Genomic DNA, 22,964 nt, shown 5'->3' on the forward strand with positions numbered 1-22,964 from the left:
TCGCGGGCTAGGGGGTCCGCGCGGTGGATCGGCGGAACGCGTCGACCGCGTCCCGGGTGGTGAGGCCTCCCCGCGCCCCGACCGTGCCGACGGCGAGGCTTGCCGCGGCGTTGGCGAACTCGGCGGCTTCGACGAGGTCGCCGCTGAGCGAGTAGGCGTAGAGGAAGGAGCTGGTGAACGTGTCCCCGGCGCCCGTGACGTCGACGACCTCCACGGGGATCCCCGGCACCTCGACGATGCCTCCGGCGTGGTGCAGCTCGCATCCTTCGCTGTCGCGGGTGATGACGATCGCGGTCGCGCCCCCGTCGAGCAGGCGCGAGATGGACTGCCCCTCCTGCTCGAAGCGCGACGCACCGAGGGAGTTCATGAAGAGGATGTCGCAGTGCTCGAGGAGCCCGGATCCCTGGTTCTCCGCGTTGTAGACGTCCAGGTCGAGCACCATCCGGGCGCCGCGACGGCGCAGCGATTCGAGGATCTCCGCCGGCCCCTGCGGCCCTCGCCGGAACGGCTTCACGTCGGTGAGCGTGCTGACGATGAACTCGGCGTCCGCCATGTGCTCGAACGTGGCGGGGACGATCTCGGAGTGCGTGATCCCGAGCGTGGGGATGAGCACGATGTGCTGTTCCCCGTGCAGCAGGATGATGCACTTCGAGTCCGGGACGTCCTCATCGAAGATCACGTGGCCGGTGTCGATGCCCTGCTCGCGCATCTGCCCGAGCAGCCTCTGCGTGAGCGGCCCCGAGTTGAGCTGGGAGATGAACGAGGTCGGCATCCCGAAGTGCGCGTAGATGGATGCGGCGTTGGCGACGCTGCCGCCGAACTGCGCCGGCAGCGTCTGGACGATGACCTTGTCGCCGGCCAGCGGGAAATGCGGTGTCGCGTAGTACTCGTCCTCCGCGACGTCCCCGAAGAACACGGAGTGCCGCGCCGTCACCGCACGGCCTCCGCCGTGGAGGACCGCACGATCAGCGTTACAGGGAGCACCGTGCGCTCCGGCGCGATCGGCTCCTTCGCCTCGACGGCGTCGAGGACCGCCTGCGCGGCCAGTCGGCCGAGGGCGTCGACGTCCTGCCGGACGGTCGTCAGCCGCGGAACGCTGTAGTGCCCCGAGGACATGTCGTCGAAGCCGACGACGGACACCTCGTCGGGCACGCCGATGCCGTGGGAGCGCAGCGCGTCGAGCGCACCGAGCGCCATGAGGTCGTTGTGGGCGAAGACCGCGGTCATGCCGCGCTCGCGCATCTCCGGTAGGTACCGCTCCACCGCGGCACGGCCGCCGTCGGCGGTGTAGTCGCCGCTCGTCGTCACGATCTCCCCGCCCGCCGCGATCCACGGCTGTGCGAAGCCGCGGCTCCGGTTCACGCTCGTGACGGGAAGCGGCGCCCCCTGGATCTCCAGCACGCGCCTATGCCCGAGCGCGAGGAGGTGCTCTGCGACGAGGCGGCCGCCCTCTTCGTTGTCCGAGATGACGGTGCGCAGCTCGACGCCCTCGAGCTCCTCGTCGACCATGACGACCGGGAGCCCGTGCGAGAGCGACGCGCGCGCGGTGATGCCGAGCGAGGCGCCGGAGGCGTACACGATCCCGTCCACGGCGCGGGAGGCGATCATCTCCAGGTAGCGCGCCTCCCTCTCCGCGTCGAAGCCGGTCGTCGCGAGCATCAGGTTGTAGCCGCGCTCGACGGCCTCCCGCTCCACGCTCTTGGCGAGCTCCGCGAAGTACTCGATGGCGATGTCGGGAACGATGATCGCCAGGATGCCGGAGCGCCCGAGGGCCAGGTTCTGGGCGGCGCGGGTGGGGACGTAGTCCAGCTCCGCCATCGCGTTCAGAACCTTGTCCCGCAGCTCGTCGCTGACGCGGCGCTTCCCGCTGAGTGCGTGCGAGACCGTGGTCGGGCTCACCCCCGCGTGCCGGGCGACGTCGGAGATCGACACCATCCGCACTCACCTCCTCGTGTTCTTAGGTTGCAAATCGCTTTGGCAACCGCTTTGGAAGACGATAGGCGAAGACCGGCCCCACCGCAAGACCCGCGGCGGAATCGGTCAGGCGTTCGCCAGCAGCCAGCGCACGACCGCGTCGGTGTCGTGCCCCTCGAGCACGCCGGTGGCGCGCTCCTTGAGCTCCGGCACCGCGTTGCCGACCGCGTAGGCCTCGTCGGCGAACTCGAACAGCGGCACGTCGTTGTGGTTGTCCCCGAACGCGACGATACGCTCGGCGTCCAGCCGCTCCGCGACCCGTCGGGCCCCGTCCGCCTTGGTCGCCGCACCCGAATGGATCTCCAGCCACCACTGGTCCGGGGTGTACGGGTCCGTCGAGACGAACACGGCGCAGTCGCGGGTCGCCTCCGTCAAGGCCGCGGCCAGGGCACGAACGGGATCCTCCCGCCCGATCACGACCGCGTAGTACGCGGAGTCGCGCTCGAGTTCCCGCCAGGACGCGAGCGGCCTCAGTCGCGGATCGCCGAGACGGTGATCGATGAAGAGGCGCACCCCGGCCGACTCGCTGCCGACGCGCCAGCGGATCCGCTCGGCACCGGACTCATAGGTGTGGAACACCGGCTCGAGTTCCGGGTCGGAGGCGGTCGCCGCGCAGATCGCCCGCACGACGGCGTCGTCGAGGAGGGCGACGTCGAAGGGCCGGCCGCTTGTGCCATCGGCGATGATCGTGCCGCCGTACGTCACCACCGGGTGACGCCATCGGATTCCCGCCGTCGCCCGCGACGCCGACCCGAAGGATCGGGCAGTGGCGAAGGTGATCAGCGTCCCCCGCTCGCTCAGTTCGTTGATCCCCTGCACGGTGGCCGCGCTGGCGCGCGCATCCGCCATGAGCAGGGTGAAGTCGAGGTCGGTGACGTAGAGGGTCCGGCTGCTCATGATGCCGAGGGACGCCGGCCGCTACTTGACGAGCGGGAAGAGGATCGTCTCGCGGATGCCGAGACCCGTGATCGCCATGAGCAGGCGGTCGATGCCCATGCCCATGCCACCGGTCGGCGGCATGCCGTGCTCCAGGGCGCGGAGGAACTCGTTGTCGACGCGCATCGCCTCGAGGTCGCCGCCGGCGGCGAGCTTCGCCTGCTCGACGAAGCGCTCGCGCTGGATGACCGGGTCGACGAGTTCGGAGTACCCGGTGGCGAGCTCGAAGCCGCGCACGTACAGGTCCCACTTCTCCACGACACCGGGGATCGAGCGGTGCTCGCGCACGAGCGGGGACGTGTCGACGGGGAAGTCCATGACGAACGTGGGCCGCTCCAGGCCACCCTTGACGAAGTGCTCCCACAGCTCCTCGATGAGCTTGCCGTGGGTGGCGTGCGGCGGGACCTCGACGCCGTTCGCCTCGGCGAAGGCGATGAGCTCGGCGACCGGGTCGGCCGGGGTGAAGGCGCGGCCGGCGGCCTCCGAGAGCGAGTCGTACATCGAGATGCGGGCCCAGTCGCCGCCGAGGTCGTACTCGGTGCCGTCGGCCCAGGTGACCAGGGTGGATCCCGAGACGGCGATCGCGGCGTTCTGGATCAGCTCCTGGGTGAGGTCGGCGATGCCGTTGTAGTCGGTGTACGCCTGGTACGCCTCCAGCATCGCGAACTCGGGGCTGTGCGTGGAGTCGGCGCCCTCGTTGCGGAAGTTGCGGTTGATCTCGTAGACGCGCTCGATGCCGCCGACGACGGCGCGCTTCAGGTAGAGCTCCGGCGCGATGCGCAGGTACAGCTCGGTGTCGAAGGCGTTCGAGTGCGTGATGAACGGGCGGGCGGACGCGCCGCCGTGCTGCACCTGCAGCATGGGCGTCTCGACCTCGAGGAAGTCGTGGGAGGTGAACGTCGCGCGCAGGCTCGCGTTCACCGCGGCACGGGCGCGCACCGTGGTGCGGGCCTGGTCGCGCACGATGAGGTCGAGGAAGCGGCTGCGCACGCGGCTCTCCTCGCTGAGCTCGCCGTAGGCGTTCGGCAGCGGCAGGATCGCCTTCGACGCGATCCGCCAGTCGTCGGCCATGATCGACAGCTCGCCGCGGCGGCTCGAGATGACCTCGCCGTGCACGAACACGTGGTCGCCGAGGTCGACGAGCTCCTTCCACTGCGCGAGCGAGGAGTCGCCCACGTTCGCGAGGGAGATCATCGCCTGGATCCGGGATCCGTCGCCGGCCTGGAGGCTCGCGAAGCAGAGCTTGCCGGTGTTGCGGCTGAACACGACGCGGCCGGCGACGCCGACCTGCACGCCGGTCTCGGCGCCCGCCTCGAGATCGCCGTACTCGGCGCGCAGCTGCGGGATCGTGTGCGTCACGGGGACCGTGACCGGGAACGCGCCGCCGGCGGCGTCCGCGCGCTCGGCGATCAGCCGCTCGCGCTTCGCCAGACGCACGGCCTTCTGCTCGAAGACGTCCTCGGCGAACTCGGCGGATTCGGTGGTCTGCGCAGGCGCGTCAGTCATGGGTGGGGCTCCTCGGGAAAGTCGCCGCCCAGTCTACCGGCGTGCTCCTTCACGCCCGCCGGGCGCGGGGCCGTGCCCGTCTGACCGCGAGACCGAACCTGCGTCCCGAGACCGCCGAAATCCTCTGCGGTCTCGCGACACCGTTTCGGTCTCGCGGACAGGACGGCGGCAGGACGTCGGACGGGACGGCGGCGGGACGGCGGACGGGGGCGGCCGCGGGGGCCGGGTTCAGTCGGTCCCGGCCTCGCGCAGCGCGCGGTCGAACGTCGACGAGACGAGGGCGGAGAGGTATCCGCCGGGGTTCTCCACCCCGATCCTGCGGAGGATCCCCGTCGCCTGGCCGACGATCGAGCGCGCGAACTCCGACGCGGTCGCGATCGCCTCGGCGTACGCGGGGCGGTCCGCCTCGTCGATCACGACGGGCTCGCAGCCGAGCTCGACGGCGAGGGCCTGCGCGATCGGCAGCACCATGGGCGGCGCGGTCACCCCGGCGTACGCGGCCTGCAGCTGGCGCAGGTCGAGCGTCGTGCCGGTGAACGAGATCGCCGGATGCACGGCGAGCGGTATCGCGCCGGCCGCCGCCGCGGGGGCGAGCACCGCCGTACCGTACGCCGGATCCGTGTGCAGCACGAGCTGACCGGGCTGCCACGCGCCGACCTCGGCGAGCCCGGCGACGAGGCCGGGCAGCTCGTCGTGCGGCACGGCGAGAACGACGAGCTGGCTCTCGGCGACGAGCTCCGGCGCCTGCACGGTGCGCACCCCGGGCAGCACGGCGGCGACCCGATCCGGATCCGATCCGGGCGTGATCCCGGTGAGCAGGTGCCCGGCGCCGGCGAGCGCGGCCCCGATCACCGGGCCGACGTGTCCGGCTCCGACGATCCCGACCCCCATCCGCCCCGCGCGCATCACGGGACCACCGATCCGGGGTGCGCCGAATCGCGGGATGTCACGGAACCGTCGGGCGCCGCGGAACCGTCGGCCGCCGCGGAACCGTCGGGCGCCGCGGAACCACCGGTCCGCGCGGGATCACCGGGATCCGCGAGACCCGCGGGATCCACGGCCCCGCCGATCCCGGACGGCAGGTCGTGCCCAGGCGGCGCGGCGACCGCCGGCGTCTCGCGCCCCTCCGCCCAGCGGTGCGCCCTGTCCTCGGCCGCGGCGCGGGCGGCCGACGGGGCCAGCGTGTCCAGCATCGCGAGCATCGTCGCGCTCTCGATCCCCGACACGTCGCCGCGGACCGGACCGACCGCGGAGTGGGCACGGGCCTTCGCCACGCGCTGCGCCCGGTCGATCGGCCCCTGATGCAGCGAGAAGCCCTGCAGCCGCGCGAGCGGGAACACCGCGAGCTGGCGCCAGATCCGCCCCCGCCGGATGAGCAGCGCGAAGTCGGTCAGCGCGATGCCGTGCCGCCGCCAGGACAGCGGCCGGCGCCATCCCGCGCGGGGCGGGATGGTCGCATAGGGGTCGCCGTCCTGCGGACCGAGCACGCCCTGCTCCCAGATCAGCGGCACGACCTCGGCGGGGGCGTCCGGCAGGATCAGCCCGAGCACGCGCTCCACGTCGGCGCGCGCCCCCACCGGCAGCACGATGTTGAACTGCTGCGTCTGGTTGGACTGCTGCCGCGCGGCGTTGCGTCCGCTCATCCGGTTGATCCGCACGGTCCACCAGCCGAACGGCCGCCAGAGCAGCGGCTGGCTCACCTCGACCGCGAAGATGCGGCCGGGCGGGATCGTCTCGGTCACCGTCGTGAACAGGCCGAACGTGATCCGCACGCCGTCCGGGGTCGGCGCGATCGAGTAGCGCAGGGCGCGCGCGATCCGCCCCCACGTCACCGCGAGCGCGCCGAACAGCATCGGGATGCCGATCACGAGCGCGATGCCGAGCACGGCGAGCCCCGCGCCGGGGCGTCCCTCGGCGAGCATCGCGGGCACGATGACGGCCATCGCGACGCCGAAGACCGCGGCGAGGAACGCCACCCAGACGAGACCGGACAGCAGGTGCGACCCGACCAGGCGCCCGGTCGGGATCCGCAGCACGTGCTCGGGGGCGACGTCGTCGAGGTCCACGCCGGTGATCAGCCCCGTCACCCCGGCGTTCATCGAGTCCGCGAGCTGCGCGCGCATCGTGCGCGCAACGGTCGGATCCGCGCTGCCCCTGGTGGCCTCGCGGGCCTGCCGCGCGCCCGAGGCGAGCCGCAGGATGTCGGCCCTGACCGACTCCGCCTTCGCCGTGGAGAGGTACTCCATCGGGACGTTCGCGTCGTTGCCGGCGCCGTCCACCTCGAGCTTGGCGAGGCCGATGATCCGCGCCGGGAACGGGCGGGTGAGGTTCACGCCCTGCACCCGGTCCAGCGGCGCGCGCCGGTGCGAGCGGAAGATCACGCCCTTGCGCACTTCGACGTGCGCCTCGGTGATCCGGAAGTCGTGGAAGCGCCACATCAGCCAGAAGATGCCGATGAGCAGCAGCAGCACGACCACGATGCCGAGCAGCACGATCAGCACGAGGTTGTTGCGCAGGACCCAGTCGACCGGATCCCCCGAGAGCTGCGGCACGCGCGCCGGCGTGAAAAGCGAGACCAGCCAGTACACGAGCCGTTCGCGCAGGTTCGCGAACAGGTAGCCGATCACGATGACCAGCACCAGCCCGCCCTTGAACAGCGGCGTGAGCGGGTGCATCCGGTGCCACCCGCCGTCGGCGAGCGAGTGCGCGGCGGATCCGGGAGCGCCGACGTCCGGCAGCCCCCGCGCGTTGCCCTCCTGTCGCGGGGTGCTCACAGGCCGGTCCGGCGCATCTCGGCGACGTCGATGAGGGTGTCCCGCAGGGCCTCGGCCGCCTCCTCGGTCATCCCGGGGATCTCCACCCCGGTCGTCGCGGCGGCGGTGACGAGCTTGAGCTTCGCGATCCCGAAGGCGCGATCGACCGGGCCGCGGGTGATGTCGACGAGCTGCATGCGTCCGTACGGCACCGCGATCATGCGCTGCCACAGGATCCCGCGGCGGAACACGATGTCGTCGGCGCGCAGCATGTACCCGATCGCACGCGCCTGCCGGGGCAGGATCGCGAGCTCGAAGAGAAGGACGGCGGCGATCGCGCCGGTCGGGATCCACGGCCATTCCTGCGGCGTCAGCGTCGAGGCGACGTACCCGATGACGAAGAGCACGATGAGCCAGAACACCCGCATGAGGACTTCGGCGACCACGAACTTCGGCGAGATCCGGTGCCACGTCCCGTCGAGCGCGAGGGCGCCGGCCGAGGACGGCGCGCGCAGGCCGGGGTAGGTGCCGTCGTCGAGTACGGGCGCGGCGGTCGGGGCCGCGTGCTGCGGCGTCGGCGGAGCGCCGAACCCGGCCGACGGGGCGCCCGGGGCGCGTGCCGGCTCAGTGCCCGGTGTCCGCGACGGCTCGGGGGTGTTCGTCATCGTCGCCCTCCAGGCGCGGCCCGCCGTGCGGACCATCGGGATCGTGCGGCCCGTTGCCGGGCAGCATGCAGAAGCTCTCGGCCACCAGCGCCGCGATCGTCAAGACGAGCGCGGCGACGACGGTGGCGACGACGGCCGTGATCGAGCCTATCGGCGGCTGGATCGGCCGGGACAGCAGGTACGCGCCGAGCCCCGCGCCGAACCCGACGATCACGGCGCCGAGCAGGCTCGAGGCGCGTGCCAGCATCGCGATCCGGAACGCGCGGAACGGATCCACCCGCCGCCGGTGCGCCGCCGTCCGCATCTCCGGCTTCGCCGACTGGCGCACGCTGCGCCGAATCGGCCAGGCGAAGGCGAGCACGGCGATCGCGAGCAGCACGAGCAGGATCGGCAGGGCGATCGCGGGCGTGAAGGTCGCACGTCCCGCGGTGGTGAGCCCGTGATCGAGCAGGAAGCCGACCGCCCCGCCGGCGAGCGCCAGCACGAGCAGCACGATCGGGGATGTGCGTTTCATGCGTCGCCCTCCAGCGCGGCGAGGAGGTCGGCGACGCGTCCGCGCCCCGGCAGCACGGCGTCGGGGTCGACGTCGAGCCACGGCGCCAGCACGAACGTGCGCTCGTGCGCGCGGGGGTGCGGCAGCAGCAGGTGCTCGTCGTCGCTGCGGACATCGCCGTACGCGATGAGGTCGAGGTCGAGGGTGCGGTCGCCCCAGCGCTCAGCGCGGATCCGGCCGTGCTCCTCCTCGATCGCGTGCAGCATGCCGAGCAGCACCTGCGGCGCGAGCCGGGTCGTGACGACGGCGACGGCGTTCGCGAACTCGGGGGCATCCGGATCCGGCCCGTCCAGGCGCAGGGCGACGGTCGTGACGGTGCGGGACACTCGGACGTCGTCGACGAGAGGAAGCCGGCGGATCGCGGCGACCGCCTCGGCGATGGTCGCGGCGGTGTCGCCGAGGTTGGAGCCGAGGGCGACGACGGCCTGGACCGGCTCGTCCTCGGGGCGCGGGTCGAGCGTGGGCAGGCGCCTGCCGCGCGGCACCGGCGGCAGCGGATGGATCGGGCTCATGCGCGTCCTCTCCCTCGGGTCACGGTGACCGACACGTCCGCGAAGGTCAGCGGGATCGGCGCGTGCGGCTTGTGCACGGTGACCTCGACGACGTGGATGCGCTCGTCCTCGAGCACCGCGTCGGCGATCCGGGTCGCGAGCGTCTCGATCAGGTTGACCGGCTCGCCCGCGACGATCGCGGCGACCCGTTCGGCGAGCTCGCCGTAATGCACGGTGTCGGCCACGTCGTCGCTGGCCGCCGCAGCGCGCAGCGACAGGTGCAGCCGCAGATCGACGAGGAACTCCTGCCCGTCGACGCGCTCGTGCTCGTACACGCCGTGCCGCCCGAACACGGTCAGCCCGGTCAGTGTGATGCCGTCGGCGAAGTCCATGCCACTAGCGTACGGCGGGCCGGGGACTCCGCCTCCGGTCCGCCGCACGGCCGTTCGTCGCACCCGGCCCGCGCTACGCGATCCGGCCCAGCTCGGCGCTGGTGACCTGCCCCTCCAACGGCAGCCCGACGGAGAGGCGCTCGATCTGCCGCACCGAGAAGTCGCCGAAGCACTGCAGCTCCGACCCGAGCGCGCCCGCCACATGCGGCGTGATCAGCACGTTCGGCAGTGCGAAGAGCGGATGCTCGCGCGGCAGCGGCTCCGGATCGGTCACGTCGAGGACCGCGTCGATCCGTCCTGAGGCGCAGTGCCGGGTGAGCGCCTCGGTGTCGACGAGGGATCCGCGCGACGTGTTGATCAGCACCGCGCCGTCGCGCATCGCGCTCAGCATCCGGTCGTCGATGAGGTGGTGCGTCTCCGGCAGTTCGGGGGCGTGCAGGCTGACCACGTCCGCCTCGCGCATCATCGTCATCAGATCCGCCGGCTCCACCGGGTACCCCGGCAGCAGGGCGCGGATCCGTGCGTCGTCGAGCGTGGGGTCGCTCACCAGCAGGCGGAACCCGTGCCGGGCCAGCATCGGCAGCAGGGCGCGGCCGACGCGCGAGGCGCCGATGATCCCGACCGTGCGCGCGGTGTTGCCCATCCGCGGATCCGTGACGTCGGATCCGAAGACCCCCTGCGCGTAGTCGTGGCTCTTGCGGAACACCCTTTTGCCGGCGAACAGCACGGCCGCGAGGGTGTAGTCGGCGACGGGCAGCGCGTTGACCTCGGCGGCCGAGGTCACGGCGACTCCGCGGTCCCACACCTCGGGGCCGAGATGGTGCTTGACCGAGCCCGCCGCGTGCACGACCGCGCGCAGCCGCGGCATCAGCGCCAGCGCCCGGGCGTCGAGGAGAGGCGCGCCCCAGCTCGTCAGGAGCACCTGCACGCGCGAGAGCCGGGCGTCGTCCGCCGAGAACCCGCTCAGCACGGTCGACCAGTCGACGTCCGCCACGGCGTCCAGCCGGGCGCGGAGCGCGTCGGGGAAGATCGCGCCGACGAGCGGTTCGGGCATCGCGACGAGGACGTCGAGGCGTTCGGTGGACGGTGCGTCGCTCATCTCGTGCAACCCCTCGACGGTCGGGAGTGGATGGTTCACTCTATTTCACGCTCCCGGCGGTCAGTCCGGCCTTCCAGTACCGCTGAAGCGAGATGAAGATCACGATGAGCGGGATGATCGACAGGAGCGAACCGAGCATCACCATCGGCAGCAGCTCCGGCCCGTTGGAGGCCAGCGAGCTGTTCAGCTCGTACATGCCGAGGCTCACCGGGAACAGCTGCATGTTCGTCAGCATCACGAGCGAGAGGAAGAAGCCGTTCCAGATCCCGGAGAACTGGAACAGCAGGATCGTCACGTAGCCGGGCCCGATCATCGGCAGCGCGAGCCGGCGGAACAGCGCGAACTCGCTCGCGCCGTCGATCCGGCCCGCCTCGATGACCTCGCCGGGGACGTAGCCGGCCGAGAAGATCCGGGCCAGGTACACGCCGAACGGGTTGACCAGCGACGGGATGAGCACGCCCCAGTAGGTGTTCACCAGATGCACGTTCGATGCGAGCAGGTACAGCGGGAGCGTCGTCGCCGCCGAGGGCACGAGCACGCCCACGAGCACGAGGAGGAACAGCTTCTCCTTGCCGCGGAACTCGTACTTGTCGAACGCGTATCCGGCGGCGACGCAGATCAGCGCGCCGACGGCGGCGCCCACCCCGGCGTAGAGGATCGAGTTCGCGAACCAGCGGAAGTAGATGCCGCCGTGATAGCTCACGAGCAGATGGATGTTGTTGGCGAGGTCGAATCCCTTGAAGCTCAGGACGTCGCCGACCTGGATCGCGCCGGAGTTCTTCGTCGCGGCGAAGACCGTCCAGATGAACGGGAAGAACGTGTAGCAGGCCACGAGCACGAGGGCGCCGTTGACCGCGGTGCGCGACATCGCGCGCGGGCGGGCCCCGGGGGTGCGCCCCGGCCGCCGCGGCGAGCGGGCTCCGCGAGGCAGCACGACGCTCTCGGTCGTCGGCACGGCGGTCTCGACGGTTTCGACGGTCATCGGTCGACTCCTGGTTTCGCGTAGCGGGTGAGCGCGAAGGAGAGCCCTCCCGCGATCACCGCGAGGATGATGGATCCTGCCGCGGCGAGACCGTAGTTCGTCTTGGTGAACGCCTCGGTGTAGACGTAGAGGTTCGGCGTCCAGGTCTGGGTGACGTTGGTCGAGCCTCCGGTGGCGAGCAGGAGCGGTTCGGCGAAGAGCTGCATCGCCCCGATCGCCGCGAACAGCGCGGTGAGGCCGACCGAGGATCCGATCAGCGGCAGCTTGATGCTCCATGCGGTGCGGAGCTCTCCGGCGCCGTCGATGGTCGCCGCCTCCAGCACGTCGCGCGAGATGGCCTGCAGGCTCGCGTAGTAGATGACGATGTTGTAGCCGAGCGCCTCCCACAGCGTGATGTTCACGACGGTGGGATACGTCCACTCCGCGCCGAACAGGTTCACGTGGATGTCGACCCCGGCGAGCATCTTGACGATCGGGCTGATCTGCGGCGTGTAGAGGTACAGCCAGATGAGGGCGGCGATCACGCCCGGAACGAGGTGCGGGATGAACAGGCCGAGCTGGAACGCCCGCTTGGCGCGGGCGTAGACCGAGTCCAGCAGCAGGGCGATGACGATGCCGCCGACGAGTACGACGGGGACGGCGATCACCGCGTAGACGAGGGTGTGCAGGTATCCGGCCCAGTAGATGGGATCGGACATGACCTGCACGTAGTTGTCGAAGCCGGCGAACACCGTCTGCGGTCCGCTGCCGCCGAAGCCGAGGCCCGAGGACTTCTCCTGGAACAGGCTGAGCCCGAACGCGTAGAACACCGGCAGGATCGTGACCAGCAGGAACAGCACGAAGAACGGCGCCATCAGCAGCAGCGCCGCCCTGGTGCGCTGCCGCGCCGCGGCGGACGACCGGGAGGCCGTCCGCCGCGGCGCTTTCTCAGCGAGAGAGGTCACTATCCGGCCTTCGCGCTCAGGCCCATGGACTTCATCTCATCCATGGCGTCCTTCTGGCCGGCCTGGAGCACCTGCAGGACCGTCGCGTTCGCGCCGAGCCCCTGGGCGGCGTTCGCCATGGCGACGTTCGTGCCGGTCATGGTCGGACCCCAGGTCCACGGCTTCAGGCCCTTTGCCACGGCCGGGAACACCTCGTACGGGTTCTGACTCGGGTAGTAGGTCGACGTGAAGTTGCTCTTGGCGACCGATGCCGCGTTCGAGTTGCTCAGGAACGCGCTCGACCCGCCGCCCTGGACGCGCGGCTGGATGGCGGCAGTCTGGCTGGTCATCCACTGCGCGAACTCGACGTCGGCGGCGATGTTCTTCGACGACTTGGCGATCGCATACGAGGATCCGCCGAGCATGCCGCTGGCCGGCTTGCCGTCGAACGACGGCATCGGGGCCGCCGCCCACAAGCCGCTCTGATCGGGCAGGGTGCCGGGGATGTAGGCGGCCTGCCACGACGCGCTGAGCTGCGTGATGATCTTGCCGCTGGCGAGGTCGGCGTTGTAGCCCTGGGCCGCCCCCGACACCTTGTCGACGAGACCGTCGTCGATCATGCCCTGCCAGTACGACGCCACCTTCTTGGACGCGCTGTCGGTGAAGTTCACCTTCCAGGTGTCGCCCGAGGTGCTGAACCACTGGGCGCCGGCCTGCCAGGAGAACGCCGCGAGCGCCGCACCGGAGTCGACGGTGTAGTTCGTCAGGTACGTGTCGGGAGCCGCCGCCTTGAGCTTCTGCGCGGTGGCACGGTACTCGTCCCACGTCTTCGGCACGCTGAGGCCGTACTTCTTGAACAGGTCGGTGCGGTAGTACATGACCTGCACGCCGAGGTCGTACGGCACCGCCCAGGTCTTGCCGCCGAGCGTGGTGAGATCCCAGGCCTGGGGCACGTACTTCGCCTTGAGCTTCGGGTCGATGTAGCCGCTGATGTCGGCCACCTGGCCCGCGGCGACGAAGCCGGGCAGGTTCGGGTACTCCGCGTTGAACACGTCGGGGCCGTTGCCGGCCTTGAACGCGTCGGAGATCTTGGCGTAGCCGCCGGCGGATCCGCTCGGGATCTGCTCGAACGTGACGTGGATGCGGGGGTGGGCGGCGTTGAACGCGTCCACGGCCTGCTGGCTGGCCTTGGTCCACGACCAGTAGGTGATGTTGTAGGTCTGGTTCGGGTCGACGGTGGGGACGGCGGTCGCGCTGGGCGCGGCGGCGGAGGGACCCGAGCTGCACGCGGCGAGCACGCCGAGGACGGCGACCGAGGCGGCAGCGCCGGCGAGCCGCACGAGGCGACCGCGGCCGCGGCGGCCGGTGTCGGAACGGAAGGTGGGGATCACAGACGCACTCCTTTGTGTGGGCGGACCTCGGACTGATTCCAGGGACAGGGGGAGCCTAAGCGGCTCGTTCGATCATTCGCAACATTTTTCCGATATTTCCCTTCACATGATCATTTGGGAGTGAATATGATCATTTCTCGAGGCGGGCCGTCCCGGTACGCTGACATCGCGAACGAAGGAGATGCACGGCATGCGGGAACCCATCGGCCGTCGCCAGGACGAGCTCCTGGCGTTCGTTCGCGAGCACGGCACCGTGCGGGTGACAGACCTCGCGGATGAGCTCGGCATCTCGGCCGTCACGGTGCGCAGGGACGTCGAGCGCCTCGCCGAGTCCGGGCACCTCAAGCGCAGCCACGGGCGGGTGTCCTGGCCGGTCGCCCCGGAGCCGCGCGAGCCGTCCGCGAGCGGCCCGGTCATCGGGATGCTCGTGCCGACCGTCACGTACTACTTCAGCGAGATCGTCGCCGCGGCGCGCGAGGTCGTCGAATCCGAGAACGGCCGGCTCATCGTCAGCGTGTCCGACTACCGCACCGAGGAGGAGCCGGAGCACGTGGCGTCGATGGTCGCCGCCGGTGCCGACGGCCTGCTCCTCTGCCCGACGCCTCCGGACGACGACGCCCGGACGCCCGGCCACGAGTCGTGGATCTCGGAGCTGTCGACCCCGGTCGTCCTCGTGGAGCGGCACGGCGCGCTGGGCACCCCTCTCGACGCCCTGGACCGGGTCTGCACCGACCACGCCCGCGGCGCCTACCAGGCGGTGAGCCACCTCGCCTCGCTCGGACACCGCCGCATCGCGTTCGCCGCGCAGCCGACGCCGACCCGCCCCCAGCTGTACCGGGGCTACACCGCGGCGCAGCAGGCGCTCGGCCTGGACGGCGCCGACCTGGTGTACTCCAAGCCGCCGGACCACTCGGTGTCGGCGCAGCAGCGGGAGAAGGACCGGCCGTACGACTTCGACGCCCTGGTCACCGAGGTGCTGGCAGGGCGCGTGACCGCGGCGCTCGTGCACACCGACGTCGACGCCGTGATGCTCACGCAGCGCCTCATCCGGCACGGGCTCCGGGTTCCCGAGGACTTCTCGATCATCGCCTACGACGACGTGATGGCCGCCCTCTCGGACGTGCCGCTCAGCGCCGCCGCCCCGCCCAAGTACGCCGTGGGCGCGCTGGCGGCCCGCACGCTGCTCGAGCGGATCGCCGACCCGGACCAGCCGATCCGGCACACCGATCTGCTGCCGGAGCTGCGGCTCCGCTCCTCCGTGGCGCCGCCCCGGGAGCAGACCGGCGGCGGCGCGTAGTCGCCGCGCAGGATCCGCTCAGCGGTCCCAGGCGTCGAGCACGGCGAGGGCGTCGCGGGTCGACGCGACATCATGCACGCGCACGGCCCAGGCCCCCGCACGGGCGGCGAGCGCGCTGGTGACGGCGGTCACCAGGTCCTTGCGACGCTCGTCCGCGTCGGGGCCGAGCAGGTCGGCGAGGAACCGCTTGCGCGACGTGCCCACGAGCACCCGCGGGCCGAGGGAGACGATGTCGGCGAGATCGTGCAGCAGCGTCCAGTTCTGCGCGGCGGTCTTCGCGAAGCCGATCCCCGGATCCACGATGATGCGGGCGGGGGCGATCCCGGCGGCGGCCGCGGCGGCGATCCGCTCGCGCAGCTCCCCGGCGACCTCGCGTCCGACGCGGACGTACTCGGCGCGCGCGTACATGTCCGCGGAGGGCCCGCGCCAGTGCCCGAGGGCGATGTCGGCGCCGGATTCGGCGACGGCCGCGAGCATCTCCGGATCCGCGAGCCCGCCGGAGACGTCGTTCACGATCCGCGCGCCGGCGCGCACGGCGGCGGCGGCGGTCGCGGCGTTCAGGGTGTCCACGCTGACCGGGATCCCCTCGGCGGCGAGCCGCTCGATGACCGGCAGCACGCGGCGCTGCTCCTCGGCCACGGGCACCCGCTCGGCGCCGGGCCGGGTGGACTCCCCGCCGATGTCGAGCACCGCGGCCCCGTCGGCGCGCAGCCGCAGGCCGTGCGCGACCGCGGCGTCGACGTCGGCGTAGCGCCCGCCGTCGCTGAACGAGTCGGGCGTGGCGTTGACGATCCCCCAGATCGAGGTCATGCGGGGGACCCCTGGCCGATGAGCGCGATGAGCTCGGCGCGCGCGACCGGATCGGTGTACGCACCGCGCGCGGCGATCGTGAGCGTGGACGCCTCGGTCTGCCGGCCGCCCCGCATCGTGACGCAGCCGTGCACGGCGTCCAGCACCACGAGCACGCCCTGCGCGTCGAGGTGGGAGGCGATCGTGTCGGCGATCTGCTCGCCGAGCCGCTCCTGCACCTGCGGGCGGGAGGCGAGGATCTCGACCACCCTGACCAGCGCGCCGAGCCCGACGACCTGCTCCCCCGGCAGGTACGCGATGTGCGCGTGCCCGGAGAACGGCAGCAGGTGGTGCTCGCACACCGAGCGGAAGCGGATCCCGCGCAGCACGACGGCGCCGGACGGCAGCGTGTCGGGCGCGGGGCCGTGCGAGACGCTGATCGTGCGGGCGAGCGGCGCCCCGGGGTCCTCGCCGACGCCGGCGAACAGCTCGGTGTACAGATCGGCCATGCGGGCCGGGGTCTGCTTCAGACCGGGACGCTCCGGGTCCTCGCCGATCGCGAGCAGCAGCTCACGGGTGAGCGCGGCGACGCGCTGGGTGTCGACGACCACGGTCAGGCCGTCGCGGGGCGCGGCTTCCCGCCGCCCGCCGCACCCGGGCGGGGAGCCGAGGCGGGCGGGGCCGCCTCATTCGCCGCGGTGCCGAGCTCGACGTCGCGCTGCGGCATCTCGATCGGGGGCAGCAGCGACACGGGGCGGTCCTCGCTGGACAGCCACTGCGGGCGCTCCGGGAGCTTGCGCACGTCCGTGAAGATCTCGGCGATCTGGTTGTGGTCGAGCGTCTCCTTCTCGAGCAGCTCGCGGGCGAGCTGGTCGAGGATGTCGCGGTTGGCGCTGAGCACCTCGTACGCCTCGTTGTGCGCCTGCTCGATGAGCGCGCGCACCTGCGTGTCCACCCGCTCGGCGATGGTCTCGGAGTACTCGCGTCCGCGGCCGATGTCGCGGCCCGCGAAGGGCTCGCCGCCCTCGGCGCCGAGCTTCACCGGGCCGAGCTCGGTCGTCATGCCGTACTCCAGCACCATCCTGCGGGCGATCGACGTCGCCTTCTCGATGTCGTTCGAGGCACCCGTCGTGGGGTCGTGGAACACGATCTCCTCGGCGACGCGGCCGCCCATCGCGTAGGTGAGCTGGTCCTGCAGCTCGTTGCGGGTGACCGAGTACTTGTCGTCCAGCGGCAGCACCATCGTGTAGCCGAGCGCCTTGCCGCGGGGCAGGATCGTGATCTTGGTGACCGGATCCGTGTAGTTCATCGCCGCCGCCGCGAGAGCGTGACCGCCCTCGTGGTACGCCGTGATGAGCTTCTCCTTGTCCTTCATCACGCGGGTGCGGCGCTGCGGGCCGGCGATGACGCGGTCGATCGCCTCGTCGAGGGCACGGTTGTCGATGAGCTGCGCGTTCGAGCGCGCGGTGAGCAGCGCCGCCTCGTTGAGCACGTTGGCCAGGTCGGCGCCGGTGAAGCCCGGGGTCTTCCGGGCGACGACCTCGAGGTCGACGCCGTTCGCGAGCGGCTTGCCCTTCGCGTGCACCTCGAGGATGTGCTGCCGGCCCTTGAGATCGGGCGCGTCCACGCCGATCTGGCGGTCGAAGCGGCCGGGGCGCAGCAGTGCGGGGTCGAGGATGTCGGGACGGTTGGTCGCGGCGATCACGATGACGTTCGCGTTGGGGTCGAAGCCGTCCATCTCGACGAGCATCTGGTTCAGGGTCTGCTCGCGCTCGTCGTTGCCGCCGCCGAGGCCCGCGCCGCGGTGCCGGCCGACGGCGTCGATCTCGTCGATGAAGATGATCGCGGGGGCGTTCTCCTTGGCCTGCGTGAACAGGTCGCGCACGCGCGAGGCGCCGACGCCGACGAACATCTCGACGAAGTCGGATCCCGAGATCGAGTAGAACGGGGCGCCCGCCTCGCCGGCGACGGCGCGGGCGAGCAGGGTCTTGCCGGTTCCGGGAGGGCCGTACAGCAGCACGCCCTTCGGGATCCGCGCGCCGATGGCCTGGAACTTTGCCGGATCCTGCAGGAACTCCTTGATCTCCTGGAGCTCCTCGATCGCCTCGTCGGCGCCCGCGACGTCGACGAACGTGACGGTCGGGTTCTCCTTGTTCACGAGCTTCGCCCGGGACTTGCCGAACTGCATGATCTTGCTGTTGCCGCCCTGGGCGCTCGAGAGCAGCCACCAGAACAGCACGCCGAGCAGGAGCATCGGGATCAGGATGGAGAGGAAGCCGTCGAACCAGCTCGCCTTCGGCACGGCGTCGTTGTAGCCGTCCTTCGGCTTCGCGTCGTCGATCGCGGTGACGACCTCGGACGCGCGGGCCTGGACGTAGTAGAACTGCACGGTGCTCGAGCCCTTGAAGGGCGTCGAGAGAGTCAGGTCCACGCGCTGATCGCCGTCGGTGTTGACCACCTTGGTGACCGTGTCGCCCTTCAGCAGCTCCAGACCCTGCTGGGTGGAGATCTGCGAAGAGGATCCCAGGTTGCTGATCAGCATGAAGCCGCCGATCAGAAGCAGACCGATCAGCACCACATACGTGAGCGGATTACGCGTGACCTTCTTGACATCCATGATCCGTTCAGCGTAGCGCGACAGCGCTTGGCTGCTCCTGGGGATTCGCCCACGGCGTACCGTGAACGCCCGGGTTTCGTCTCGGTCGCTGCGCGTCCTCGCTCACCCTTGACCCGTCACGCATCAACGACCGCTTCGCGGCACGGCTCCGCGCCGCGTCAAGCGTAGACGTGCGGGGCGAGCACGGCGACGTCGCGCAGGTTGCGGTAGCGCTCGGCGTAGTCGAGGCCGTAGCCCACGACGAACTCGGTGGGGATGTCGAAGCCGACGTACCTGCAGTCGATGTGCACCTTGGCCGCTTCGGGCTTGCGCAGCAGCGCCAGCACCTCGATCGACTCGGCACCGCGGGACTCGAAGTTCTCCAGCAGCCAGCTCAGGGTCAGGCCGGAGTCGATGATGTCCTCGACGATCAGCACGTGCTTGCCGTGCAGGTCGGTGTCGAGGTCCTTGCGGATCTGCACGACACCGCTCGAGCGGGTGCTCGCCCCGTAGCTCGATACCGCCATCCAGTCCATCGGCACCGGGAACGGCAGCGCCCGGGCGAAGTCGGCCATGACCATCACCGCACCCTTGAGCACACCGACGAGGAGCAGGTCCTTGCCGGCGTAGTCGACGGCGACCTGCGCGGCGATCTCGTCGAGCTTGGCGCGGATCTCCTCCTCGGTGACGAGGATCTGGGAGAGGTCTTCCTGGACGTCGGCAGCGCGCATGGGTCGAGTTTATGCGACCGGATGCCCCTGTCCCGGGGAGGCCGCCCGCGCTCAGCGGGCGGCGAACACGATCCGTCCGCCCCTCCGGGCGGCCGTGCATCCAGGCAGGTCGATCGGCCCCTGCCCGGCCCAGTCGGTCACGAGCCGGGCGACCTCCACCGTCTGCCTCCGGGTCAGGCCGACGCCGAACTCGCTCTGCACGACGAGCCGGATGATCCGGTTGCGCAGGGCGGCGGGATTGGCAGCGAGCGCGGCGGCGCTCACGGAGATCCCGGCCTCGGCGTGCTCGACGATGTCCTCGATGGTCTCGTGGATCATCTCGTCGAACGCCTCGGCGTCCTCGCGGAGCTGCTCGGCGGTGCGGGCCAGGGCCTCGGCGATGCCCGGTCCGAGCTCCGCCTCGAGCACCGGCAGCACCCGCTCCCGGGCACGCACGCGCAGGTAGCGCGGGTCGGCGTTGTGCGGGTCGTCCCACGGCTCGAGCCCTTCGGCGGCGCAGGCGGCGCGGGTCGTCGTGCGGCGCACGCCGAGCAGCGGGCGGATCCAGCGCACGCCGTCGTCGTCGGTGCGGACGGGCGCCATCCCCTGCAGACTGCCGGCGCCGGATCCGCGGGCCAGGCCCAGCAGCACGGTCTCGGCCTGGTCGTCGAGCGTGTGCCCGAGCAGCACCGGGGCGTCCTCCCGCTGGGCGATCCCGCGCAGTGCGGCGTACCGGGCGGCGCGGGCGTCGGCCTCGGGGCCGTCCGTCGTCGCGGACACGGTGACCGCCTGCACCAGGGCGCCGATCCCCAGCCCGAGCGCCTTCTTCGAGGCCTCTGCCGCGATCCGATCGGATCCGTCCTGCAGACGATGGTCCACCGTGACGCTGAACGCCCTGATGCCGGCGGCGCGTGCCTCGAAGGCGGTCGCGGCGGCCAGGGCGAGCGAGTCCGCCCCGCCGGAGAGTGCCACGATGACCGTGGCGGGCCGGTCCGGCAGCGCGGCGAGCGCAGTGCGCACCGCGAGCCTGACCTCGGCGACGGCGGGATTCAGAGGAGCGTCGGGCATGCCCTCACGCTAGTCGCCCGGGCTTCCCCCGCTAGGCTTGTCGCCGGTATCCTTCCCGTCTTCTCAAGGAGCACAGGCATGAGCGCACACGACGCCGTCATCGAGATCCCGCGCGGCAGCCGCGTCAAGTACGAGGTCGACCACGAGACCGGGCGGGTGCACCTCGACCGTGTGCTCTACACGACGTTCGGCTACCCGGCCGACTACGGCTACTTCGACGACACGCTCGGCGAGGACGGCGACCCGCTGGACGTGCTCGTGCTCCTCGACCACGCCATCTACCCCGGCGTCGTCGTGAACGTCCGCCCGGTCGCGGTCCTGAAGATGAGCGACGAGGCGGGCGGCGACGACAAGCTCGTGGCCGTGCTGTCGAAGGACCCGCGCTGGTCGCACATCCAGGACGTCGACGACCTGGCCGAGTACACCAAGAAGGAGATCTCGCACTTCTTCGAGCACTACAAGGACCTCGAGCCCGGCAAGTGGGTCAAGGTCGACCAGTGGGGCGACGCCGCCGAGGCGCAGCGGATCCTGGACGAGGCCGTCCAGCGCTTCGCGAACGAGGGCCACTGACCCGTCGGTCGCCGGCCTTCCCGGGTCGCCGAACCTCCCCGGTCGCTGAGCCTCCCCGGTCGCTGAGCCTGTCGAAGCGACGAGAAAGACCCCCGGATCCCGCGTGAGCGGGCCGGGGGTCTTCTCGTGGAACGAGCGGGTCAGGACATGTCGACGCCGCGGTTCTCCATGAAGATGATCGGGTTGATGGCGCCCTGGCTGCCCTGGTACACCTCGAAGTGCAGGTGGCAGCCGAAGGATCCGCCGGTGTTGCCCGAATAGGCGATCACCTGGCCGGCGCTGACCCAGTCTCCCCAGGAGACGTTGAACCCGCCGGGCTCGATGTGGGCGTAGCCCGTGCCGATGCCGCCGCCGTTGTCGAGGCGGATGTAGTTCCCGTAGCCGCCGTTGTAGCCGGCGTAGGTGACGACGCCGTCGTGGGCCGCGTAGATCGGGGACCCGCAGCGGCCGTCGGCGAGGTCGACGCCGTAGTGGAAGCTCGAGGAGCAGCCGTTGGCGTTGCAGTCGGGGACGCGCGGTCCGTAACCGGAGGACTGCCAGCCGCCGTACGGACGCACCCAGCCGTTGCCGGGGCCCGAGCCGCCACCGCCACCACCGCCGCCTCCGCCGCCCGAAGCCGCTGCGGCGGCCGCGGCCTGGCGAGCGGCTTCTGCTGCGGCGGCCGCCGCGGCAGCCGCAGCGGCGCGGGCCGCCTCACCGGCCTGGTAGCCGGCGACGGTCTTCGCGGTCGTGTCCTGCAGCGCGGCGAGCTGCGCCTGCAGCTGGCCCAGGTGGGTCTGCTCATCGGCGAGCGCGGCGTCGGCGGCCTTCGAGGCGGCCTGCGCCTTCTGCAGCTTGTCCTGGGCGACCTTGTCGAGCCGGTCCCGCTCGGTGCGAGCAACCACGGCCTGGTCGCTCACGGCCTTCGCCGTGTTCTTCTCGACCAGCGCCTTGTCGTACACGGCCTGGGTGCCCGCCAGCAGCCGGTCCATCTGGCCGAGGCGCTGCAGGAGCTGATCCGCGTTGCTCTTGGATCCCGAGAAGAACAGCTGCATCGACGTGTTGTCGCCGCCGGTGCGGGAGAGCTGCGCGGCCACCTGCCCCGCCCGGTTGGCGGAGTCGTCCGCGGTCTTCTTCTGCGTGTCGGCCTGCGCCTGCAGGTCGGTCGCGCGCTGGGCGGCGGCGAAGAGCGCCTGCTGCGCGGCGAAGTATTCGTTGCCGGCCTGCTCGGCGGCAGCCTTGGCGTCGGCGGAGCGCTGGGTGAGGCCGGAGATGAGCCCCTGGACCCGGGTGGTCTCGGCGCCGGCGGCGGCCTCGTTGGCCTTGGCCGCCTGCACGTCGTCCCAGGAGGGGTAGTCGTCGGCGAGGGCGGCGGGGGCGGCGCCGATGAGGCCGACGACGAGCGCGCCGACCGCGGCGACGCTGAGCGCACCGAGACGGAGTCCGCGCCCGTGCGCGAAGGTCATCCTCCGCCCGCGGGCACGACGAAGGACCGACGTCCGGCGGCGGCCGCGCTCGACGTCATCGATGTTCGGATCGTTCACACGGCTCCCTTTCGCCGGTTTCACTCAAGTCACACTAACAACATCAGCCACGCAGGCAAACCCCCGGATCCGCATCGGAACGGGGATTCCTTCTCGTGGTGGAGCGGTCTGACAGGCCGCTGGGATGCCGCCATCCTCCCCCGGACACGCCCGGGATCCCGCCCGACGCGCCCTCGATTGGCTTTTTGCTTCGCGGATCCTTTATGCTTGAGCGTCGGCAAGGGAACCCCCGAGGTTCGCCTCCGGCCCCATCGTTTAGCGGCCTAGGACGCCGCCCTTTCACGGCGGTAGCACGGGTTCGAATCCCGTTGGGGTCACTCTTACCGATACAATTTCATAGTTCTGGCCCTGTAGCGCAGTTGGTTAGCGTGCCGCCCTGTCACGGCGGAGGTCGCGGGTTCAAGTCCCGTCAGGGTCGCTCCGAGCGACAGGCCCTTTCCTTGGAGAGGGCCTTTCGTCTAGGACACTGGTCAGAAGCTTCCACCTTCCGACCAGTGCGGCTCTGTAGCTCAGTTGGTAGAGCGTTCGACTGAAAATCGAAAGGTCACCGGATCGATGCCGGTCGGAGCCACAAGGGTGATCGTTACAATCACCCCAGGAACCCTCGCGTAGCTTCTACATCGCGGGGGTTTCGTCCTTTCCGCACCGCCGTGCGGATGATGACGTAGCCGATCCAGAGCGAGAGCGCGGTCAGGGCAACGCACCGGCCCAGGCCGACGAGGAAGGCGCCGACGCCGAGCGCCGCG

General features: G+C 71.1%; 22 protein-coding genes and 3 tRNA genes. 5 read left to right on the forward strand and 20 right to left on the reverse strand.

All coding sequences use genetic code 11. The features are described from left to right. Nucleotides 1–7 precede the first annotated feature (7 nt). The 14 genes from RBR11_RS14750 to RBR11_RS14815 all read right to left on the reverse strand — a co-directional run bounded on the left by RBR11_RS14750 (nucleotide 8) and on the right by RBR11_RS14815 (nucleotide 13,665). Nucleotides 8–934 carry a carbohydrate kinase family protein gene (locus RBR11_RS14750; protein ID WP_308490131.1) on the reverse strand — a complete coding sequence of 309 codons (927 nt, stop codon included), beginning with the start codon at nucleotides 932–934 and terminating at the stop codon, nucleotides 8–10. Then, nucleotides 931–1,935: a LacI family DNA-binding transcriptional regulator gene (locus RBR11_RS14755; protein ID WP_308490132.1), complete on the reverse strand. Its 1,005-nt coding sequence runs from the start codon at nucleotides 1,933–1,935 to the stop codon at nucleotides 931–933. Before RBR11_RS14755 ends, RBR11_RS14750 begins: the two co-directional genes overlap by 4 nt. Before the next feature lie 105 nt (nucleotides 1,936–2,040). Then, a complete protein-coding gene (locus RBR11_RS14760; protein WP_308490133.1) occupies nucleotides 2,041–2,871 on the reverse strand; it encodes an HAD family hydrolase in 831 nt (276 codons plus the stop codon). Nucleotides 2,872–2,892: 21 nt separating this feature from the next. After that, on the reverse strand, nucleotides 2,893–4,416 hold the full coding sequence (gene lysS / locus RBR11_RS14765) for a lysine--tRNA ligase (protein WP_308490134.1): 1,524 nt from the start codon (nucleotides 4,414–4,416) through the stop codon (nucleotides 2,893–2,895). A 228-nt stretch (nucleotides 4,417–4,644) separates the two neighbouring features. Then, entirely contained in the window at nucleotides 4,645–5,322 is a 678-nt protein-coding gene (locus RBR11_RS14770) for a DUF2520 domain-containing protein (protein WP_373889806.1), read from the reverse strand. Beyond that, nucleotides 5,322–7,190, reverse strand: coding sequence for a PH domain-containing protein (locus RBR11_RS14775; protein WP_308490136.1), 1,869 nt, complete (start codon nucleotides 7,188–7,190; stop codon nucleotides 5,322–5,324). The genes RBR11_RS14770 and RBR11_RS14775 overlap by 1 nt, the downstream gene beginning before the upstream one ends. Further along, on the reverse strand, nucleotides 7,187–7,684 hold the full coding sequence (locus tag RBR11_RS14780) for a PH domain-containing protein (protein ID WP_373889807.1): 498 nt from the start codon (nucleotides 7,682–7,684) through the stop codon (nucleotides 7,187–7,189). The genes RBR11_RS14775 and RBR11_RS14780 overlap by 4 nt, the downstream gene beginning before the upstream one ends. Before the next feature lie 109 nt (nucleotides 7,685–7,793). After that, the gene (locus RBR11_RS14785; protein ID WP_308490138.1) at nucleotides 7,794–8,348 is read right to left on the reverse strand and encodes a DUF3180 domain-containing protein; all 555 of its coding nucleotides are present in this window, start codon (nucleotides 8,346–8,348) and stop codon (nucleotides 7,794–7,796) included. Then, nucleotides 8,345–8,899 (reverse strand): 2-amino-4-hydroxy-6-hydroxymethyldihydropteridine diphosphokinase, encoded by a 555-nt coding sequence (gene folK, locus RBR11_RS14790; RefSeq protein WP_308490139.1) that lies wholly within the window; start codon nucleotides 8,897–8,899, stop codon nucleotides 8,345–8,347. The genes RBR11_RS14785 and folK overlap by 4 nt, the downstream gene beginning before the upstream one ends. Beyond that, nucleotides 8,896–9,270, reverse strand: a complete 375-nt coding sequence (folB, locus tag RBR11_RS14795; RefSeq protein ID WP_308490140.1) for a dihydroneopterin aldolase — start codon at nucleotides 9,268–9,270, stop codon at nucleotides 8,896–8,898. The genes folK and folB overlap by 4 nt, the downstream gene beginning before the upstream one ends. A gap of 73 nt (nucleotides 9,271–9,343) precedes the next feature. Next, nucleotides 9,344–10,369, reverse strand: coding sequence for a hydroxyacid dehydrogenase (locus tag RBR11_RS14800; protein ID WP_308490141.1), 1,026 nt, complete (start codon nucleotides 10,367–10,369; stop codon nucleotides 9,344–9,346). A gap of 40 nt (nucleotides 10,370–10,409) precedes the next feature. Beyond that, nucleotides 10,410–11,351, reverse strand: coding sequence for a carbohydrate ABC transporter permease (locus RBR11_RS14805; protein ID WP_308490142.1), 942 nt, complete (start codon nucleotides 11,349–11,351; stop codon nucleotides 10,410–10,412). After that, nucleotides 11,348–12,295, reverse strand: a complete 948-nt coding sequence (locus RBR11_RS14810; protein ID WP_308490143.1) for a carbohydrate ABC transporter permease — start codon at nucleotides 12,293–12,295, stop codon at nucleotides 11,348–11,350. The genes RBR11_RS14805 and RBR11_RS14810 overlap by 4 nt, the downstream gene beginning before the upstream one ends. Continuing rightward, nucleotides 12,295–13,665 carry an ABC transporter substrate-binding protein gene (locus tag RBR11_RS14815; protein ID WP_308490144.1) on the reverse strand — a complete coding sequence of 457 codons (1,371 nt, stop codon included), beginning with the start codon at nucleotides 13,663–13,665 and terminating at the stop codon, nucleotides 12,295–12,297. The genes RBR11_RS14810 and RBR11_RS14815 overlap by 1 nt, the downstream gene beginning before the upstream one ends. A gap of 190 nt (nucleotides 13,666–13,855) precedes the next feature. On the opposite strand from RBR11_RS14815, the gene RBR11_RS14820 reads away from it, so the two are divergent. Beyond that, entirely contained in the window at nucleotides 13,856–14,962 is a 1,107-nt protein-coding gene (locus RBR11_RS14820; RefSeq protein ID WP_308490145.1) for a substrate-binding domain-containing protein, read from the forward strand. An 18-nt stretch (nucleotides 14,963–14,980) separates the two neighbouring features. On the opposite strand, the gene folP is transcribed toward RBR11_RS14820, so the two are convergent. The 5 genes from folP to tilS form a co-directional block, all read right to left on the reverse strand. Next, a complete protein-coding gene (gene folP, locus RBR11_RS14825) occupies nucleotides 14,981–15,772 on the reverse strand; it encodes a dihydropteroate synthase (RefSeq protein ID WP_308490146.1) in 792 nt (263 codons plus the stop codon). After that, nucleotides 15,769–16,362, reverse strand: coding sequence for a GTP cyclohydrolase I (gene folE, locus RBR11_RS14830; RefSeq protein WP_308490147.1), 594 nt, complete (start codon nucleotides 16,360–16,362; stop codon nucleotides 15,769–15,771). The genes folP and folE overlap by 4 nt, the downstream gene beginning before the upstream one ends. Nucleotides 16,363–16,364: 2 nt before the next feature. After that, nucleotides 16,365–18,368 carry an ATP-dependent zinc metalloprotease FtsH gene (gene ftsH, locus RBR11_RS14835; protein WP_308490148.1) on the reverse strand — a complete coding sequence of 668 codons (2,004 nt, stop codon included), beginning with the start codon at nucleotides 18,366–18,368 and terminating at the stop codon, nucleotides 16,365–16,367. Between the two features lie 158 nt (nucleotides 18,369–18,526). Beyond that, nucleotides 18,527–19,078 carry a hypoxanthine phosphoribosyltransferase gene (gene hpt / locus RBR11_RS14840; protein ID WP_308490149.1) on the reverse strand — a complete coding sequence of 184 codons (552 nt, stop codon included), beginning with the start codon at nucleotides 19,076–19,078 and terminating at the stop codon, nucleotides 18,527–18,529. Nucleotides 19,079–19,129: 51 nt separating this feature from the next. After that, a complete protein-coding gene (tilS, locus tag RBR11_RS14845; RefSeq protein WP_308490150.1) occupies nucleotides 19,130–20,125 on the reverse strand; it encodes a tRNA lysidine(34) synthetase TilS in 996 nt (331 codons plus the stop codon). Nucleotides 20,126–20,203: 78 nt separating this feature from the next. On the opposite strand from tilS, the gene ppa reads away from it, so the two are divergent. Then, nucleotides 20,204–20,695 (forward strand): inorganic diphosphatase, encoded by a 492-nt coding sequence (ppa, locus tag RBR11_RS14850; protein ID WP_308490151.1) that lies wholly within the window; start codon nucleotides 20,204–20,206, stop codon nucleotides 20,693–20,695. Nucleotides 20,696–20,835: 140 nt separating this feature from the next. Here the strand turns inward: ppa and RBR11_RS14855 are convergent, their stop codons facing one another. Then, nucleotides 20,836–22,218, reverse strand: coding sequence for a M23 family metallopeptidase (locus RBR11_RS14855; RefSeq protein WP_308490152.1), 1,383 nt, complete (start codon nucleotides 22,216–22,218; stop codon nucleotides 20,836–20,838). A 244-nt stretch (nucleotides 22,219–22,462) separates the two neighbouring features. Here RBR11_RS14855 and RBR11_RS14860 point away from each other — a divergent pair. The 3 genes from RBR11_RS14860 to RBR11_RS14870 all read left to right on the forward strand — a co-directional run bounded on the left by RBR11_RS14860 (nucleotide 22,463) and on the right by RBR11_RS14870 (nucleotide 22,789). Beyond that, a tRNA-Glu gene (locus tag RBR11_RS14860) sits at nucleotides 22,463–22,535 on the forward strand. A 27-nt stretch (nucleotides 22,536–22,562) separates the two neighbouring features. Then, nucleotides 22,563–22,636: transfer RNA gene (locus RBR11_RS14865), tRNA-Asp, on the forward strand. Between the two features lie 80 nt (nucleotides 22,637–22,716). Beyond that, nucleotides 22,717–22,789: transfer RNA gene (locus RBR11_RS14870), tRNA-Phe, on the forward strand. The last annotated feature ends 175 nt before the right edge of the window (nucleotides 22,790–22,964 follow it).

It is taken from the genome of Microbacterium capsulatum, from assembly GCF_030865425.1.
In the GTDB taxonomy this organism is placed as follows: Bacteria; Actinomycetota; Actinomycetes; order Actinomycetales; family Microbacteriaceae; genus Microbacterium; species Microbacterium capsulatum.

Coding starts and splice junctions, on each gene's coding strand:
- RBR11_RS14755 (WP_308490132.1), bottom strand. CDS start 1,935: ATGGTGTCGATCTCCGACGTCGCCCGGCACGCGGGGGTGAGCCCGACC.
- RBR11_RS14760 (WP_308490133.1), bottom strand. CDS start 2,871: ATGAGCAGCCGGACCCTCTACGTCACCGACCTCGACTTCACCCTGCTC.
- lysS (WP_308490134.1), bottom strand. CDS start 4,416: ATGACTGACGCGCCTGCGCAGACCACCGAATCCGCCGAGTTCGCCGAG.
- RBR11_RS14770 (WP_373889806.1), bottom strand. CDS start 5,322: ATGCGCGCGGGGCGGATGGGGGTCGGGATCGTCGGAGCCGGACACGTC.
- RBR11_RS14785 (WP_308490138.1), bottom strand. CDS start 8,348: ATGAAACGCACATCCCCGATCGTGCTGCTCGTGCTGGCGCTCGCCGGC.
- folK (WP_308490139.1), bottom strand. CDS start 8,899: ATGAGCCCGATCCATCCGCTGCCGCCGGTGCCGCGCGGCAGGCGCCTG.
- folB (WP_308490140.1), bottom strand. CDS start 9,270: ATGGACTTCGCCGACGGCATCACACTGACCGGGCTGACCGTGTTCGGG.
- RBR11_RS14800 (WP_308490141.1), bottom strand. CDS start 10,369: ATGAGCGACGCACCGTCCACCGAACGCCTCGACGTCCTCGTCGCGATG.
- RBR11_RS14805 (WP_308490142.1), bottom strand. CDS start 11,351: ATGACCGTCGAAACCGTCGAGACCGCCGTGCCGACGACCGAGAGCGTC.
- RBR11_RS14820 (WP_308490145.1), top strand. CDS start 13,856: ATGCGGGAACCCATCGGCCGTCGCCAGGACGAGCTCCTGGCGTTCGTT.
- folP (WP_308490146.1), bottom strand. CDS start 15,772: ATGACCTCGATCTGGGGGATCGTCAACGCCACGCCCGACTCGTTCAGC.
- ftsH (WP_308490148.1), bottom strand. CDS start 18,368: ATGGATGTCAAGAAGGTCACGCGTAATCCGCTCACGTATGTGGTGCTG.
- hpt (WP_308490149.1), bottom strand. CDS start 19,078: ATGCGCGCTGCCGACGTCCAGGAAGACCTCTCCCAGATCCTCGTCACC.
- tilS (WP_308490150.1), bottom strand. CDS start 20,125: ATGCCCGACGCTCCTCTGAATCCCGCCGTCGCCGAGGTCAGGCTCGCG.
- ppa (WP_308490151.1), top strand. CDS start 20,204: ATGAGCGCACACGACGCCGTCATCGAGATCCCGCGCGGCAGCCGCGTC.